The sequence below is a fragment of the Parvibaculum sp. genome (assembly GCF_040882025.1).
Classification (GTDB): Bacteria; Pseudomonadota; Alphaproteobacteria; order Parvibaculales; family Parvibaculaceae; genus Parvibaculum.
In genome coordinates, this window is sequence record NZ_JBBECC010000157.1 from 1 (window position 1) to 16,336 (window position 16,336).

Here is a 16,336-nt window from a genome sequence, read left to right on the forward strand (position 1 = left end):
TCGCGATGGAAGAGAAGCTCCGCTTCGCCATCCGCGAAGGCGGGCGCACCGTCGGCGCAGGCGTCGTCTCTAAAGTGTTGAAGTAAGGCTTGCCGCGCTCGCGGTGAGGCTTAGGAGTGTAGCTCAACTGGTAGAGCACCGGTCTCCAAAACCGGGGGTTGGGGGTTCGAGCCCCTCCACTCCTGCCAGGCCTCGGTCAAGGGGCAGGCAGGTTGGAACCGGTGAGGTGGCGATATCGGATTTCCGATGAAGCTGAGAGGCAATTGGTAGGAAAAATGGCGAAGACCAATCCACTCGAGTTTCTTCAGGAAGTGCGGGCAGAGACCAAAAAGGTCACTTGGCCAACGCGACGCGAGACGGTCATCACCACGGTGATGGTGTTCATCATGGTTGCGCTGGCAATGGTGTTCTTCTTTCTGGCAGACACGGCGCTGAGCTACGTCGTTTCGCTCGTGCTCGGATTCGGCGGCAATTGAGGATGCGAGGCTTCGTGCCTCTTCGGATTTAAATATGGCCAAACGCTGGTACATCGTTCACGCCTACTCGAATTTCGAGAAGAAGGTTGCCGAGTCGCTCAGAGAGCAGGCCGAGCAGCACGGGCTCTCGGATCAGTTCGAGGAAATTCTTGTCCCGACCGAAGAAGTAGTCGAGGTGCGGCGCGGGCGGAAGATCAACGCCGAGCGCAAGTTCTTTCCCGGCTATGTGCTGGTGAAGATGGAGATGACGGACGAGGCTTATCACCTTGTCAAGAATACGCCGAAGGTGACGGGCTTTCTCGGCGCGGACAACAAGCCGCAGCCGATCAGCCAGGGTGAAGTCGACCGCATCCTGCATCAGGTGCAGGAGGGTGTTGAGCGACCGAAGCCCTCGATCACTTTCGAGATCGGCGAGCAGGTTCGCGTCGCGGACGGACCTTTCGCCTCGTTCAACGGTTTCGTCGAGGAAGTCGACGAAGAGAAGGCGCGGCTCAAGGTAGCCGTGTCGATTTTCGGCCGGGCGACCCCGGTCGAGCTCGAATATGCGCAGGTGGAGAAGCTCTAGGGCTTCAACCCGTCTCGTGCTCTCGTGGGAGGCGTATCGGACGAAACAACCGATACGCTGCTGACCACTAACCCAAAGAGCCGGGGATGTCCGGCAGGGGAAAGACATGGCGAAGAAAATCGAAGGCTATATCAAGCTGCAAGTGCCGGCAGGCGCGGCAAATCCGTCGCCGCCCATCGGCCCCGCGCTCGGCCAGCGCGGTCTCAATATTATGGAGTTCTGCAAGGCGTTCAACGCAGCGACGCAGAAGATGGAACAGGGAATGCCGATCCCGGTCGTCATTACCGCCTATTCGGACCGCTCGTTCACCTTCGCGATGAAGACGCCGCCGGCGTCCTACTTCCTGAAGAAGGCGGCGAAGATCACGTCGGGCTCGAAGACGCCCGGCCGCGCAAGCGCCGGCAGCGTGACACTGGGTCAGTGCCGTGAGATCGCCGAGGCGAAGTTTGTCGATCTCAACGCCAATGATCTTGATCAGGCGACGAAGATTATTGCTGGTTCCGCCCGTTCCATGGGCCTTCAGGTGGTGGAGTGAGCGCGATGAGCAATTCAGCAGGCAAACGTATTACGAAGGCCCGTGAGGGTGTCGATCACAAGAAGGCCTACGGGCTTGGCGAAGCGGTGAAGCTCGTGAAAGAACGTGCGACCGCGAAGTTCGACGAGACGATCGAAGTCGCGATCTCGCTCGGCGTCGATCCGCGCCATGCAGACCAGATGGTTCGCGGTGTTGTGGCGCTGCCGAATGGTTCCGGCCGTACGGTTAGGGTTGCGGTGTTCGCGAAAGGCGACAAGGCGGATGCAGCCAAGGCTGCCGGTGCCGACATCGTCGGTGCCGAAGATCTCGCCGAAATCGTGCAGTCGGGCAAGATCGACTTCGACCGCTGCATCGCAACGCCGGACATGATGCCGCTGGTCGGCCGTCTCGGCAAAGTGCTCGGTCCTCGCGGCCTGATGCCGAACCCCAAGGTCGGCACGGTGACGCCGGATGTCGCCGAGGCGGTGAAAGCCGCGAAAGGCGGCGCGGTTGAGTTCCGTGTCGAGAAGGCGGGCATCGTTCATGCCGGCGTCGGCAAGGCGAGCTTCACCGAGGAACAGATTCTCGGCAATGTGCGCGCGCTGGTCGATGCGGTGCAGAAGGCGAAGCCGGCCGGTTCGAAAGGCACGTATATAAAGCGCATTGCGCTCAGTTCGACCATGGGCCCCGGCGTCAAGGTCGAACCGCAAAGCGTGACCGCCTAGGGCGGCATAAGAGTTTCCGTTCGCGGTCTCATTGCGAGGCTGTGAACGGCAAGTGCGGACGGGACGTGTGGTCACTTCGGCGGCGAGCCGGAGTGGCTACGCCATCGTCCGTTCACCTGTCCGAGACTGCGGGCGCCGAGGTTCCTTCGGGAACCGACGCTTAATCGCCAATCAAGACGGCGGCCGGCAATAGGCGGGAGTTTGAACGGTTTCATGGGGCCTTTCGGGCTTATGAGATCGGTTGGAACCCGGGACGACAGGCAAGTGAGCGCCGTTCGACAAAGGCGCGAGGCTTGACCGCCCCGCGTCCGCTTCGAGCGGTAAACGCCAACGGCGGCGGAGAGACGGGTGATGTGCCCGTTCCGAAGTCGCCCCTGAGTGCATGAGGGTTTCATGCGCACGGAGAGAGAAAGTGGACAGAGCTGAAAAGTCAGAGCTCGTGACGGAACTCAACGGCGTGTTTTCGACCGCCGCTGTGGTCGTCGTCGCCCACTACAGCGGTCTCACCGTGAACCAGATGTCCGATCTGCGTTCGCGGATGAACAAGGCCGGAGCTTCGTTCAAGGTAACGAAGAACCGGCTCGCGAAGCTCGCTCTGGACGGCACCCCGATGAACGAGATCAACGATCTCTTCGCGGGGCCGACGGCGATCGCCTATTCGAACGACCCGGTTGCTGCCCCCAAGGTTGCGATCGAGTTCGCCAAGGACAACCAGAAGCTGGTGATCCTCGGCGGCGCGATGGGCGAGACGGTTCTCGATGCAAAAGCAGTGAAGCAACTTGCCGACCTGCCGTCGCTCGACGAACTGCGCGCGAAGATTGTGGGCATGATCCAGACGCCTGCCACCCGCATCGCGGGTGTGCTGCAGGCACCTGCCGGCCAACTGGCGCGCGTGCTGAATGCCTATGCCACCAAGAGCGAAGCGGCGTGACCGCTGCGGTGAACCGAAACCAACCGAACCTCAAAGAAAGACACTGAAATGACCGATCTCGCAAAAATCGTTGAAGACCTTTCCGGCCTGACCGTCCTTCAGGCGGCTGAGTTGTCGAAGATGCTCGAAGAGAAGTGGGGCGTCTCCGCTGCCGCTCCAGTCGCTGTTGCGGCTGCTGGTGCGGCTCCGGCCGCGGCTGCCGAAGAGCAGACCGAGTTCGAGGTGGTGCTTGCCGCCGCGGGCGAAAAGAAGATCGAGGTGATCAAGGAAGTCCGCACGATCACGGGCCTCGGCCTCAAGGAAGCCAAGGACCTTGTCGAAGGCGCTCCGAAGACCGTCAAGGAAGGCGCGTCGAAGGACGAGGCTGCCAAGATCAAGGCGCAGCTCGAGAAAGCCGGCGCCAAAGTCGAACTCAAGTAAGTTCGTATCAACCGTTGCGGTTGGGATGGAAGGCTGCACGCTTTCCATTCCAACCGACACTCCGGAGCCAGGGCTCTGGAGACCCCTCACAGAGAAGGCGGGCCTTGAGACCGGGCAGCCCCCTTTCCGACTGAAAGCCCGGCCGCCGTTCTAATGCAGAGCGTTGCGAGGAGCACAAATGACGCAGTCTTTCACTGGTCGAAAGCGGGTTCGCAAGATTTTCGGTCATATTCCGCAGGTCGCGGAAATGCCGAATCTCATCGAGGTTCAGAAATATTCCTACGACCAGTTCCTGCAGGTTGTGAATCCGGTTGGTGGTCGTGAGGAGCAGGGGCTCCAGGCGGTCTTCAAGTCGGTTTTCCCGATCAGCGATTTTTCCGAAAACTCGACGCTTGAGTTCGTGAATTACGAATTCGAGACGCCGAAATACGACGTGGAAGAGTGCCAGCAGCGCGGCATGACCTATGCGGCGCCTCTGAAGGTGACGTTGCGGCTGATCGTGTTTGAGGTGGACGAGGACACGGGCGCGAAGTCTGTCAAGGACATCAAGGAGCAGGACGTCTATATGGGCGACATGCCGCTGATGACCGAGAACGGCACGTTCGTCATCAACGGCACCGAGCGCGTTATCGTCTCCCAGATGCATCGCAGCCCTGGCGTATTCTTCGATCACGATAAGGGTAAAACACATTCGTCCGGCAAGCTGCTCTTTGCCGCGCGCGTCATCCCCTATCGCGGTTCGTGGCTCGATTTTGAGTTCGACGCGAAGGATATCGTCTTTGTGCGTATCGATCGTCGCCGCAAACTGCCGGTGACGACGTTGCTTTACGCGCTTGGGCTCGATTCCGAAGAAATTCTCGATACTTTCTACAAGAGCGTCACTTTCACCAAGGTGAAGCAGGGTTGGCGCGTGCCGTTTGACGCGGAACGCTATCGTGGCGCGAAGCCGGAGCGCGACCTGATTGACGCGAAGAGTGGCAAGGCCGTTGTGGAAGCTGGCCGCAAGGTGACGCCGCGGCTTGCGAAGAAGCTTGCGGAGGACGGCCTCAAGGAACTTCTCGTGCAAGACGAGGATATTCACGGCCGTTATCTTGCTCGTGAAATCGTCAATATGGAAACCGGTGAAATTTTCGCCGAGGCCGGTGACGAAATCACGCCGGAGATGCTGGAAATGCTGGTCGAGGCCGGTCACAGCGAGATCGTCACGCTCGACATCGATCATGTGAATACAGGCGCATTCATCCGTAACACGCTTGCCGTGGACAAATGCACCAATCGCGAGCAGGCGCTGATCGATATCTATCGTGTCATGCGTCCCGGTGAACCGCCGACGGCGGACACGGCCGAAGCACTGTTTCAGAGCTTGTTCTTCGATTCAGAGCGTTATGATCTTTCCGCGGTCGGTCGCGTCAAGATGAATATGCGTCTGGATCTGGACTGTCCAGACACAGTGCGTGTGCTGCGCAGCGATGACATACTGGCGGTCATCAAGACGCTGGTCGGACTGCGTGACGGCAAAGGCGAGATTGACGACATCGACAATCTCGGCAATCGCCGTGTGCGTTCCGTGGGCGAGCTGATGGAGAATCAGTACCGCGTCGGTCTTCTGCGCATGGAGCGTGCGATCAAGGAACGTATGTCGTCGGTCGATATCGACACGGTAATGCCGCATGACCTGATCAATGCCAAACCGGCGGCGGCTGCCGTGCGTGAGTTTTTCGGCTCATCGCAATTGTCTCAATTCATGGACCAGACGAATCCATTGTCGGAGATTACCCACAAGCGCCGTCTCTCGGCTCTTGGACCCGGTGGTCTTACGCGTGAGCGGGCGGGCTTCGAAGTTCGTGACGTGCATCCGACGCATTATGGCCGCATCTGTCCGATCGAAACGCCGGAGGGGCCGAATATCGGTCTGATCAATTCGCTGGCGACATTTGCACGCGTCAACAAGTACGGCTTCATCGAAAGCCCGTATCGGCGCGTCAAGAACGGCAAGATGACGGACGACGTTGTCTATCTCTCTGCCATGGAAGAAGCGCGTTACCGCGTCGCACAGGCCAATATTTCGATCAGCAAGAAAGGCGAGATCGAAGGAGAGCTTGTCAATTGCCGTATCGATGGCGATTTCGAAATGGTGCCTCCGGATCAAGTGGATTTTGTCGACGTGTCGCCGAAACAGATTGTTTCGGTTGCTGCGGCGCTCATCCCGTTCCTTGAGAACGACGACGCCAACCGCGCGCTGATGGGCTCGAACATGCAGCGTCAGGCCGTGCCGCTGATCCGGTCCGAGGCGCCGCTCGTCGGTACCGGTATGGAAGAGGTGGTGGCGCGGGATAGTGGTGCCGCGATCGGTGCACGCCGAACGGGCATCGTCGATCAAGTGGACGCAACGCGCATCGTTATCCGAGCGACGGAGGAGGTCGATCCGTCGCAATCGGGCGTCGACATCTACAACCTGCGCAAGTTCCAGCGCTCCAACCAGAACACCTGTATCAACCAGCGTCCGCTGGTACGCGTGGGCGATCAGGTAAAGAAGGGCGATATTGTTGCCGACGGGCCGTCGACTGAACTCGGCGATCTGGCGCTCGGCCGTAACGTTCTCGTCGCCTTCATGCCGTGGAATGGTTACAACTTCGAGGATTCGATCCTGATTTCCGAGCGCATCGTGCGCGACGATGTGTTCACGTCCATTCACATCGAAGAATTCGAAGTGATGGCACGCGATACAAAGCTTGGGCCGGAAGAAATCACGCGCGATATCCCGAATGTCGGCGAAGAGGCTCTGAAGAACCTCGACGAAGCCGGTATTGTCTATATCGGTGCGGAAGTGAACCCTGGCGACATTCTGGTCGGCAAGATCACACCAAAGGGCGAGAGCCCGATGACACCGGAAGAAAAGCTTCTGCGCGCCATTTTTGGTGAGAAGGCGTCGGACGTTCGCGACACGTCGCTTCGGCTCCCACCGGGCGTGCAGGGTACGGTTGTCGAGGTGCGTGTGTTCAATCGACACGGTATCGACAAGGACGAGCGCGCGATGGCGATCGAGCGCGAAGAAATCGAACGTCTCGCAAAAGACCGGGACGACGAATTCGGCATTCTCGATCGTAACGTTTATGGCCGTCTCTCAGAGATTCTTCTGGGCAAGCAAATCGCTTCCGGCCCGAAAGGCATGGACGTCGACAGCAAGGTGACGCAAGCCAACCTCGATGATCTGAGTCGCGGTCAGTGGTGGCAGATTGCGTTGAAGAACGAGAAGGCGCAGGCCGAGATTGAAGCGCTGAAAGGACAGTACGACGAAAGCAAGGAGCGTCTCGAAGCACGTTTTGCCGATAAGGTCGACAAACTGCAGCGCGGCGACGAGTTGCCGCCTGGTGTGATGAAGATGGTCAAGGTCTTCGTTGCCGTGAAGCGCAAGCTTCAGACCGGTGACAAGATGGCTGGCCGTCACGGCAACAAGGGCGTCATCAGCCGCATCGTGCCGATGGAAGATATGCCCTACCTCGACGACGGGCAGCCGGTGGACATCGTGCTCAATCCCCTCGGCGTGCCGAGCCGCATGAACGTCGGTCAGATTCTCGAGACGCATCTCGGGTGGGCCTGTGCCGGTCTTGGAAAGAAGATCGAGCTGGCGCTGGAAAGCTATCGCCGCGAAAACAAGCCGAAAGAATTGAAGGACCTCGTCAAGAAGATCTATGGCGACGATCCGACGGTGGCATCGCTTGATGACGAGCAGCTTGTCGAGATGGCAGGTAACTTGACCAACGGCGTGCCGATTGCGACGCCGGTGTTCGACGGTGCGCATGAGCCGGACATTGTGGAGATGCTCGATCTTGCCGGGATGGATCATTCGGGCCAGGTGACGCTCCATGACGGACGAACTGGTGATGCGTTCGATCGCAAGGTGACGGTGGGCTACATCTATATGCTGAAGCTGCACCATCTGGTGGACGACAAGATTCATGCACGCTCCATCGGACCGTATTCGCTCGTGACGCAGCAGCCGCTGGGCGGCAAGGCGCAGTTTGGCGGCCAGCGTTTCGGCGAAATGGAGGTGTGGGCGCTCGAGGCTTACGGCGCCGCCTATACGCTGCAGGAAATGCTGACGGTCAAGTCGGACGACGTGGCCGGCCGCACCAAGGTCTATGAAGCTATCGTGCGCGGCGACGACACCTTCGAGGCCGGCATTCCGGAGAGCTTCAATGTGCTCGTCAAGGAAATGCGGTCGCTCGGCCTCAATGTTGAGTTGCTGACGCCGCCGGCGAACTGATGCGAAACGGAGGCGGCGCGCCCTTTGCCGGCCGCGCCGCCGCTTTCCGCCCTTCGGGGCGACGAAGGCGAGACAGAGATTGATATACGGGGTATGCGGACGGATGGCCCCACCGGACGCGAACGATGCTCCCCGTTGATGTGGAGGCCCGAGCTCAGGAGAAGTCCATGAACCAAGAGGTCATGAACCTTTTCAATCCGACGACGCCGGCGCAGACATTCGATCAGATCAAGATTTCGATTGCCAGCCCGGAGCGGATCCATTCCTGGTCTTATGGCGAGATCAAGAAGCCCGAAACGATTAACTATCGTACGTTCAAACCTGAACGCGATGGGCTCTTCTGCGCGCGCATCTTCGGTCCGATCAAGGACTACGAATGCTTGTGCGGCAAGTACAAGCGGATGAAGTACAAAGGCATCATCTGCGAAAAGTGCGGCGTGGAAGTAACGCTGTCGAAAGTTCGTCGTGAGCGTATGGGCCATATCGAACTCGCCGCACCGGTTGCGCATATCTGGTTCCTGAAGTCGCTGCCGAGCCGTATCGGAATGCTGCTCGACATGACGCTGAAGGATCTTGAGCGCGTTCTCTATTTCGAGAACTACATCGTTCTGGAGCCCGGCCTCACTTCGCTGAAGGAACGCCAGCTTCTGACGGAAGAAGAGTTGCTCGACGCTCAGGATCAACATGGCGAAGACAGCTTCACCGCCAAGATCGGCGCCGAAGCGATCCGCGAGATTCTTGAGGCGCTCGACCTCGAAAAGACGGCAGCCGAGCTGCGTGTCGAAATCGCCGAGTCGACTTCGGAACTGAAGCCGAAGAAGCTCGCCAAGCGCTTGAAGCTGATCGAGGCGTTCATCGAGTCCGGCAACAAGCCCGAATGGATGATCATGACAGTCGTTCCGGTAATCCCGCCGGAGTTGCGGCCGCTCGTTCCGCTCGATGGCGGCCGCTTCGCGACTTCAGATCTCAACGATCTGTATCGCCGCGTCATCAACCGCAACAACCGTTTGAAGCGCCTGATGGAACTGCGTGCGCCGGACATCATCATCCGGAACGAAAAACGGATGCTGCAGGAGTCGGTCGATGCGTTGTTCGACAATGGCCGCCGCGGCCGTGTGATCACGGGCGCCAACAAGCGTCCGCTGAAGTCGCTCGCCGATATGCTGAAGGGAAAGCAGGGTCGCTTCCGCCAGAACCTGCTCGGCAAGCGCGTCGACTATTCGGGCCGTTCGGTCATCGTGGTTGGTCCGGAGCTGAAGCTGCATCAGTGCGGGTTGCCGAAGAAGATGGCGCTCGAACTGTTCAAGCCGTTCATCTATTCGCGGCTCGAGGCGAAGGGCCTCAGCGCCACCGTCAAGCAGGCGAAGAAGCTGGTCGAGAAAGAGCGTCCCGAGGTCTGGGAAATTCTCGAACAGGTGATCCGCGAACATCCGGTGCTGCTCAACCGTGCGCCGACGCTGCATCGTCTCGGTATTCAAGCGTTTGAGCCCGTGCTGATCGAAGGCAAGGCGATCCAGCTGCATCCGCTCGTCTGCGCGGCCTTCAACGCCGACTTCGACGGCGACCAGATGGCCGTACATGTCCCGCTGTCGCTCGAAGCGCAGCTGGAAGCGCGCGTGCTGATGATGTCGACGAACAACATCCTTCACCCCGCGAACGGTTCGCCGATCATCGTGCCGTCGCAGGACATTGTTCTCGGTCTTTATTATGTGACGATCGAAAAGCAGAACGAGCCGGGCGAGGGCATGGTGTTCTCCAGCGTCGCGGAGATCGAACATGCGCTGGCGGCGAAGGCTGTCACGCTGCACGCCAAGGTCAAGGCGCGTTACACGACGAAGGATGCCGATGGCAATGACCTGACGCAGGTCGTCGACACGACGCCGGGCCGGATGCTGGTGGGCGAACTCCTACCGAAGCATCCGAACGTTCCGTTCGATCTCGTCAACCGTTTGCTGACGAAACGCGATATCTCGCGGATGATCGATGTCGTCTATCGTCACTGCGGCCAGAAAGAGACGGTTATCTTCTGCGACCAGATCATGGCGCTCGGTTTCCGTCAGGCGTTCCGGGCCGGTATCTCGTTCGGCAAGGACGACATGGTCATTCCGGAGGAGAAGGCACGGCTTGTCGAGGAGACACGCTCGCTGACCACCGAGTATGAGCAGCAGTATATCGACGGCCTCATCACGCAGGGCGAGAAGTACAACAAGGTCGTCGATGCATGGGCGAAGTGTACCGATCGTGTTGCTGACGTGATGATGCAGAAGATTTCGGCCGTTCAGGTCGATGCTGAAACAAAACGTGAGAAGCAGATCAACTCCATCTACATGATGGCACATTCGGGCGCGCGCGGTTCGCCTGCCCAGATGAAGCAGCTCGCCGGCATGCGCGGCCTGATGGCCAAGCCGTCGGGTGAAATCATCGAGACACCGATCATTTCGAACTTCAAGGAAGGCCTCACTGTTCTCGAGTACTTCAACTCGACGCATGGCGCACGCAAAGGACTTGCCGATACAGCGCTCAAGACGGCGAACTCGGGTTACCTCACGCGTCGACTTGTGGACGTGGCGCAGGACTCGATCATCACCGAAGAAGATTGCGGTACATCGGGCGGTATCACCGTTCAGGCCGTAATCGAAGCGGGCGATGTTATCGTCTCGCTTGGCACCCGCGTTCTTGGCCGCACCACGGCGGAGGATGTGAAGGACCCGGCGACCGACAAAGTCATTATCAAGAAAACCCACCTGATAGACGAAGCGGATGTGGACCTCATCGAAGAGGCCAACATTCAGTCGATCCGCATTCGGTCTGTTCTGACATGTGAGGCTGCCAATGGCGTCTGCGCGGCCTGTTACGGTCGCGATCTCGCACGCGGTACGCCGGTGAACATGGGCGAAGCGGTAGGCGTCATCGCCGCCCAGTCGATTGGCGAGCCGGGCACGCAGCTTACTATGCGGACGTTCCACATCGGCGGCACAGCACAGGTGGTGGACAGCTCGTTCATCGAGTCGAACCATCCCGGCACGATCAAGATCGTCAACCGCAATGTTGTGAAGGACTCGAACGGCGTTCTGGTCGTGATGGGGCGGAACGTTCAGGTTCAGGTCATCGACGAGCATGGCGGAGAGCGCGCCTCGCACAAGCTCACCTACGGTTCACGCCTGAAGGTGGACGATGGTGCTACCATCACACGCGGCCAGCGCATCGCCGAGTGGGATCCCTACACGATGCCGATCCTCACTGAGGTCAACGGGACGGTTGAGTTCGAGGATTTGGTCGATGGTGTTTCGATCCGCGAAGTGGCGGACGAGGCGACGGGTATTTCGAGCCGCGTCGTTGTGGACTGGCGGGCCAGCCCGCGCGGGAGCGAGCTGCGGCCGGCAGTGGTGGTCAAGGACGCCAAAGGCAAGCTGATGAAGCTCGCCAGCGGTAATGAAGCACGTTACCTCCTGTCGGTTGACGCCATCCTGTCCGTCGAAAACGGAGCGGATGTTCATGCTGGCGACGTGCTGGCGCGTATTCCGACAGAAGGTGCCAAGACGCGCGATATCACCGGTGGTTTGCCGCGCGTCGCGGAACTTTTCGAGGCACGGCGGCCAAAGGATCACGCGATCATCGCGGAGGTTACAGGTCGGGTCGAGTTCGGCCGTGACTACAAAAACAAGCGGCGTATCATTGTGCACCCGTCGGATGAGAGTCTCGAACCTGTCGAGTATCTGATCCCCAAGGGTAAGCACATCTCGGTGCAGGAAGGCGACATCATTGAGAAGGGCGAATTTATTCTCGATGGTCACCCGGCGCCTCACGACATCCTGGCGATTTCGGGTGTCGAGGAGTTGGCGGCCTATCTCGTCAACGAAGTGCAGGACGTCTATCGTCTTCAGGGCGTGTCGATCAACGACAAGCATATCGAAGTGATCGTACGCAACATGCTGCAGAAGGTGGAGATCACCAATCCGGGCGAGTCGATCACGCTGCCCGGCGAGCAGATGGATCGAACCGAGTTCGACGAGATGAACGGCAAGCTTGAGGCCCAGGGTAAGGTTCTGGCGTCGGCCAGCCCCGTCCTGCTCGGCATCACCAAGGCGAGCCTTCAGACTCGCTCATTTATTTCGGCTGCGTCTTTCCAGGAAACAACTCGCGTCCTCACCGAGGCGGCGGTGTCCGGCAAGGTCGATCAGCTGGTCGGTCTGAAGGAGAACGTCATCGTCGGGCGACTGATCCCGGCCGGCACGGGTGGGATGCTGCAACGTTTGCGCGGTGAGGCGCAGAGGCGCGACGAGAAGATTCTCGAGGACCAGGTTGCTGCAAGTCCGGTCGTGACGCCCGAAGTGGCCGAAACGGCCGGTGACGCCGCCTGACGACGTCAAGGTCAAGCAACGAACCAGAACAGGCCGTCCGGAGATCCCGGGCGGCCTGTTTCGTTTCCGGGTCAGGCCGGCGCTTTGCCCGTGCGGCTGAGATAGAGAGCAAAGAGGACCACGAAGATGAAATCGCCCGCCGTCGCCCCGATCACCGTCGCGGACACGCCGGTCTGAGCGAATTGCAGCGCCACGAGGAAGCACAGGCCTAGCTTGCCGATGAGGCCGAGGGCCACGATCTGCCGGGTGCCCGGCCAGCCGAGCGCGACCATGGCATATCCGATGCCGAAGGTGCAGATGAGCAGGCCCGACATGCGGACAATGAGGAGATGCTCCGGCGCGAAGGGCGGCAGTTCGGCGTTGGCCACCACCATTTCAGGCACGAGCAGGGGTGGCAGCCCCGCGAGAAAGTTGAAGATAGCCGCGGCCCAGAAGATGGCCGACCAGTATTTTCCGTTCACGTCGCCCTCCCGTCATCACGTGCGGAAGGTATTCTGCCGCCACGGGGTTCGCAGTCCTATGGGAAAAATGTCGTATCGGCGTTCGCCCGGCCGGCAGAATCAGTGAGAATCACTTCCGCCGATCAAGCGGGGCGAAGGCGCTTCCGGGCCTTCCAGCGAAGGTATTTTGGAGGTCTGCCGCCTTCCGAGCGGCACGGAAGGTCGGGTCGGGGGCGAAACGTCTCTCCCGGGCGGTTTTCCTAGCATTTCTTAAGGATTGGGGTTGACGGGGTAGGGACCCCAGAGTAGGTTCCGCCCACTTTCGCTCCAGGTAGTAGAGCTCCCCGGGTGCCGGGCCTGTAAGTCCCTGACGGGATTGGCCCTTCGCCGGATCTAGACACTGGGGTCAGTGAACAGAATACGAGGAATGGCGCACGATTCCGGACACTAGACCGGGATCCTCTGCATTTGGACGCAAAACCCGATTGGGGTTTGGTGTCCATGAGCGCGCGCAGCCTATTCCGGATAAATCCGGGGCGGCGCGGCGTTTTTTGTTTGGACAGACAGGATCGAGCAGGCGAATGCCCACCGTCAACCAACTCATCCGCAACCCGCGCAAGCCGCTGGTGAAGCGGAACAAAGTACCGGCTATGCAGGCGTGCCCGCAAAAGCGTGGCGTGTGTACCCGCGTTTATACGACGACGCCGAAGAAGCCGAACTCCGCTCTGCGTAAAGTCGCGCGCGTTCGTCTGACGAATGGTTTCGAAGTGACGAGCTACATCCCCGGCGAAGGCCACAATCTTCAGGAGCACTCCGTGGTGTTGATCCGCGGCGGCCGCGTGAAGGATCTTCCCGGCGTTCGCTATCACATTATCCGCGGCGTGCTCGATACGCAGGGTGTGAAAGACCGCCGTCAGCGTCGTTCGAAATACGGCGCGAAGCGTCCGAAGTAAGGAACAGAGATATGTCCCGACGCCACCGCGCAGAAAAGCGAGACGTTATTCCGGACGCCAAGTATGGCGACGTTGTTCTCGCGAAGTTCATGAACAGCCTGATGTATCACGGCAAGAAATCCGCCGCCGAAAACATCATTTACGGCGCGTTCGACCAGATGCAGCAGAAGGCCAGCGTCGATCCGCTGCGTACCTTCCACGAAGCCCTCGAAAATGTGATGCCGGCACTCGAAGTTCGCTCGCGTCGCGTCGGTGGCGCGACTTACCAAGTCCCCGTCGAAGTTCGTCCGGAGCGCCGTAAGGCCCTGGCCATTCGCTGGATTATCGCGGCCGCGCGTGCGCGCAACGAGACGACGATGGTTGCGCGCCTTTCCGGTGAATTGCTCGACGCGGCCAACAATCGCGGGTCGGCTGTCAAGAAGCGTGAAGACACGCACCGCATGGCCGAAGCCAACCGCGCTTTCTCGCACTACCGCTGGTAAAGCGGATACGACCTCCAAAGGCAGACCGTCATGGCACGCAAAACGAAGCTCGAAGATTATCGCAATATCGGCATCATGGCTCACATCGATGCCGGTAAGACGACGACGACCGAGCGTATCCTGTACTATACAGGCGTGAGCCACAAGATTGGCGAAGTACATGACGGCGCCGCTACGATGGACTGGATGGAGCAGGAGCAGGAACGCGGTATCACGATTACGTCCGCCGCGACGACGTGCTTCTGGAAAGACAAGCGTATCAACATCATCGATACGCCCGGTCACGTGGATTTCACGATTGAGGTCGAGCGTTCGTTGCGTGTGCTCGACGGTGCCGTCACCGTGTTCGACTCGGTGGCTGGTGTGGAACCGCAGTCGGAAACCGTGTGGCGCCAAGCCGACAAGTATCGCGTGCCCCGTATGTGCTTCGTCAACAAGATGGACCGCATGGGCGCGAATTTCTATCGCTGCGTCGACATGATCGTGACGCGCCTCGGCGCGGTGCCGCTGGTGGTGCAGCTTCCGATCGGATCGGAATCCGATTTCGAAGGGTTGATCGACCTTATCGTGATGAAGGAAATCATCTGGAAAGATGAGTCGCTCGGTGCCGAATTCGAGTATCGCGACATCCGCTCCGATCTCAAGGAGCAGGCCGACGAATACCGGGCGAAGCTGGTCGAGCTCGCGGTCGAGATGGACGACACGGTGATGGAAGCCTATCTCGACGGCAACGAGCCTGATGAGGCGACCCTCAAGAAGCTCATCCGCAAAGGTACGATTGCCCGTAAATTTGTGCCGGTTCTCTGCGGCAGCGCCTTCAAGAACAAGGGCGTTCAGCCGATGCTCGATGCGGTGGTGGACTACCTGCCGTCGCCTCTCGAAGTTGAGCCGATGCAGGGCATCGATCCGAAGACCGATCAGCCCGATACGCGCACCTCCTCCGATGAAGAGCCGCTTTCCGTTCTCGCCTTCAAGATCATGAATGATCCCTTCGTTGGTTCGCTGACCTTCTGTCGCATCTATTCGGGCGTTATGACGACCGGCACGGGTGTGCTGAATTCGACCAAGGACAACCGCGAGCGCATCGGCCGCATGCTGCAGATGCATGCGAACCATCGTGAAGATATCAAGGAAGCCCATGCGGGTGACATCGTCGCCGTTGCGGGTCTCAAGAACACCACCACCGGCGATACGCTTTGCGACCCGCTGAAGCCGATCATTCTCGAGCGGATGGAATTCCCGGAGCCCGTTATCGAGGTTGCGGTGGAGCCGAAGACGAAAGCCGACCAGGAAAAGATGGGAATCGCGCTCAATCGTCTTGCACAGGAAGATCCGTCCTTCCGTGTGTCGGTGGATCAGGAATCCGGCCAGACCGTTATCAAGGGCATGGGCGAGCTTCACCTCGACATTCTCGTCGATCGCATGCGTCGCGAGTTCAAGGTTGAAGCCAATGTAGGCGCGCCGCAGGTTGCGTATCGTGAAACGCTGACGAAGCGCGCCGAAATCGATTACACCCACAAGAAGCAGACCGGCGGTTCGGGTCAGTACGCCCGCGTCAAGATCGTCTTCGAGCCGGGTGAGCCGGGCACGGGCTTTATTTTCGAAAGCAAGATCGTCGGCGGCTCGGTGCCCAAGGAATACATCCCGGGTGTTCAAAAGGGTGTCGAGAGCGTGAAGGACTCAGGTCCGCTCGCGGGATTCCCGATGATCGACTTCAAGGCGACCCTGATGGATGGTGCCTACCATGATGTCGACTCAAGTGTGATGGCCTTCGAAATTGCGGCGCGTGCAGCTTTCCGTGAAGGCGCGCAGCAGGCTGGCGTGAAGCTCCTTGAGCCGATCATGAATGTCGAGGTCGTGACGCCGGAAGAATATATGGGTGATGTGATCGGCGACCTCAACAGCCGTCGCGGTCAGATCAGCGGAACGGAGCAACGCGGGATTGCTCAGGTTATTCACGCGATGGTGCCGCTCGCCAACATGTTCGGCTATGTAAATACGCTGCGTTCGATGAGCCAGGGCCGGGCCCAGTACACGATGCAGTTCGATCACTATGAGCAGGTACCGCAAGCGGTGTCCGACGAAGTCCGAGCGAAGCTCGCCTAATCAACTGAACCAAGACTGTTCCTGAAGGATGGAGCGCCGAGATGGCCAAAGAGAAGTTTGAGCGGAACAAGCCGCACTGCAACATCGGGACGATCG

12 protein-coding genes, 1 tRNA gene and 1 pseudogene are annotated in these 16,336 nt (G+C 59.4%); 13 read left to right on the forward strand and 1 reads right to left on the reverse strand.

The window, feature by feature from the left end; genetic code table 11:
• The 10 genes and pseudogenes from WEB61_RS11425 to rpoC form a co-directional block, all read left to right on the forward strand.
• Nucleotides 1-86, forward strand: a pseudogene (locus WEB61_RS11425) (elongation factor Tu); the annotation flags it as partial.
• Between the two features lie 26 nt (nucleotides 87-112).
• Nucleotides 113-188, forward strand: a tRNA-Trp gene (locus WEB61_RS11430).
• 87 nt (nucleotides 189-275) lie between these two features.
• The gene (secE, locus tag WEB61_RS11435) at nucleotides 276-476 is read left to right on the forward strand and encodes a preprotein translocase subunit SecE (protein WP_339834614.1); all 201 of its coding nucleotides are present in this window, start codon (nucleotides 276-278) and stop codon (nucleotides 474-476) included.
• Between the two features lie 34 nt (nucleotides 477-510).
• On the forward strand, nucleotides 511-1,041 hold the full coding sequence (gene nusG / locus WEB61_RS11440) for a transcription termination/antitermination protein NusG (RefSeq protein WP_339834617.1): 531 nt from the start codon (nucleotides 511-513) through the stop codon (nucleotides 1,039-1,041).
• 106 nt (nucleotides 1,042-1,147) lie between these two features.
• A complete protein-coding gene (rplK, locus tag WEB61_RS11445; RefSeq protein ID WP_368064461.1) occupies nucleotides 1,148-1,576 on the forward strand; it encodes a 50S ribosomal protein L11 in 429 nt (142 codons plus the stop codon).
• A 5-nt stretch (nucleotides 1,577-1,581) separates the two neighbouring features.
• Nucleotides 1,582-2,280, forward strand: coding sequence for a 50S ribosomal protein L1 (rplA, locus tag WEB61_RS11450; RefSeq protein ID WP_368064462.1), 699 nt, complete (start codon nucleotides 1,582-1,584; stop codon nucleotides 2,278-2,280).
• Nucleotides 2,281-2,692: 412 nt separating this feature from the next.
• The gene (gene rplJ, locus WEB61_RS11455) at nucleotides 2,693-3,211 is read left to right on the forward strand and encodes a 50S ribosomal protein L10 (protein ID WP_368064463.1); all 519 of its coding nucleotides are present in this window, start codon (nucleotides 2,693-2,695) and stop codon (nucleotides 3,209-3,211) included.
• Nucleotides 3,212-3,259: 48 nt separating this feature from the next.
• A complete protein-coding gene (rplL, locus tag WEB61_RS11460) occupies nucleotides 3,260-3,631 on the forward strand; it encodes a 50S ribosomal protein L7/L12 (RefSeq protein ID WP_368064464.1) in 372 nt (123 codons plus the stop codon).
• A gap of 178 nt (nucleotides 3,632-3,809) precedes the next feature.
• Entirely contained in the window at nucleotides 3,810-7,898 is a 4,089-nt protein-coding gene (rpoB, locus tag WEB61_RS11465) for a DNA-directed RNA polymerase subunit beta (protein ID WP_368064465.1), read from the forward strand.
• 167 nt (nucleotides 7,899-8,065) lie between these two features.
• Complete coding sequence (rpoC, locus tag WEB61_RS11470; RefSeq protein WP_368064466.1) at nucleotides 8,066-12,259, forward strand: DNA-directed RNA polymerase subunit beta'; 4,194 nt, start codon at nucleotides 8,066-8,068, stop codon at nucleotides 12,257-12,259.
• Between the two features lie 71 nt (nucleotides 12,260-12,330).
• Here rpoC and WEB61_RS11475 read toward each other — a convergent pair whose 3' ends face one another.
• The gene (locus tag WEB61_RS11475) at nucleotides 12,331-12,720 is read right to left on the reverse strand and encodes a hypothetical protein (RefSeq protein ID WP_368064467.1); all 390 of its coding nucleotides are present in this window, start codon (nucleotides 12,718-12,720) and stop codon (nucleotides 12,331-12,333) included.
• A 560-nt stretch (nucleotides 12,721-13,280) separates the two neighbouring features.
• On the opposite strand from WEB61_RS11475, the gene rpsL reads away from it, so the two are divergent.
• Genes rpsL through fusA form a run of 3 tightly spaced genes read left to right on the forward strand, consistent with a single transcriptional unit; the run spans nucleotide 13,281 to nucleotide 16,240 of the window.
• Complete coding sequence (gene rpsL, locus WEB61_RS11480; RefSeq protein WP_293506792.1) at nucleotides 13,281-13,652, forward strand: 30S ribosomal protein S12; 372 nt, start codon at nucleotides 13,281-13,283, stop codon at nucleotides 13,650-13,652.
• 11 nt (nucleotides 13,653-13,663) lie between these two features.
• Entirely contained in the window at nucleotides 13,664-14,134 is a 471-nt protein-coding gene (gene rpsG / locus WEB61_RS11485; protein ID WP_368064468.1) for a 30S ribosomal protein S7, read from the forward strand.
• Between the two features lie 30 nt (nucleotides 14,135-14,164).
• Complete coding sequence (gene fusA, locus WEB61_RS11490) at nucleotides 14,165-16,240, forward strand: elongation factor G (RefSeq protein ID WP_368064469.1); 2,076 nt, start codon at nucleotides 14,165-14,167, stop codon at nucleotides 16,238-16,240.
• The last annotated feature ends 96 nt before the right edge of the window (nucleotides 16,241-16,336 follow it).

Coding starts and splice junctions, on each gene's coding strand:
- secE (WP_339834614.1), top strand. CDS start 276: ATGGCGAAGACCAATCCACTCGAGTTTCTTCAGGAAGTGCGGGCAGAG.
- nusG (WP_339834617.1), top strand. CDS start 511: ATGGCCAAACGCTGGTACATCGTTCACGCCTACTCGAATTTCGAGAAG.
- rplK (WP_368064461.1), top strand. CDS start 1,148: ATGGCGAAGAAAATCGAAGGCTATATCAAGCTGCAAGTGCCGGCAGGC.
- rplA (WP_368064462.1), top strand. CDS start 1,582: ATGAGCAATTCAGCAGGCAAACGTATTACGAAGGCCCGTGAGGGTGTC.
- rplL (WP_368064464.1), top strand. CDS start 3,260: ATGACCGATCTCGCAAAAATCGTTGAAGACCTTTCCGGCCTGACCGTC.
- rpoB (WP_368064465.1), top strand. CDS start 3,810: ATGACGCAGTCTTTCACTGGTCGAAAGCGGGTTCGCAAGATTTTCGGT.
- rpoC (WP_368064466.1), top strand. CDS start 8,066: ATGAACCAAGAGGTCATGAACCTTTTCAATCCGACGACGCCGGCGCAG.
- rpsL (WP_293506792.1), top strand. CDS start 13,281: ATGCCCACCGTCAACCAACTCATCCGCAACCCGCGCAAGCCGCTGGTG.
- rpsG (WP_368064468.1), top strand. CDS start 13,664: ATGTCCCGACGCCACCGCGCAGAAAAGCGAGACGTTATTCCGGACGCC.
- fusA (WP_368064469.1), top strand. CDS start 14,165: ATGGCACGCAAAACGAAGCTCGAAGATTATCGCAATATCGGCATCATG.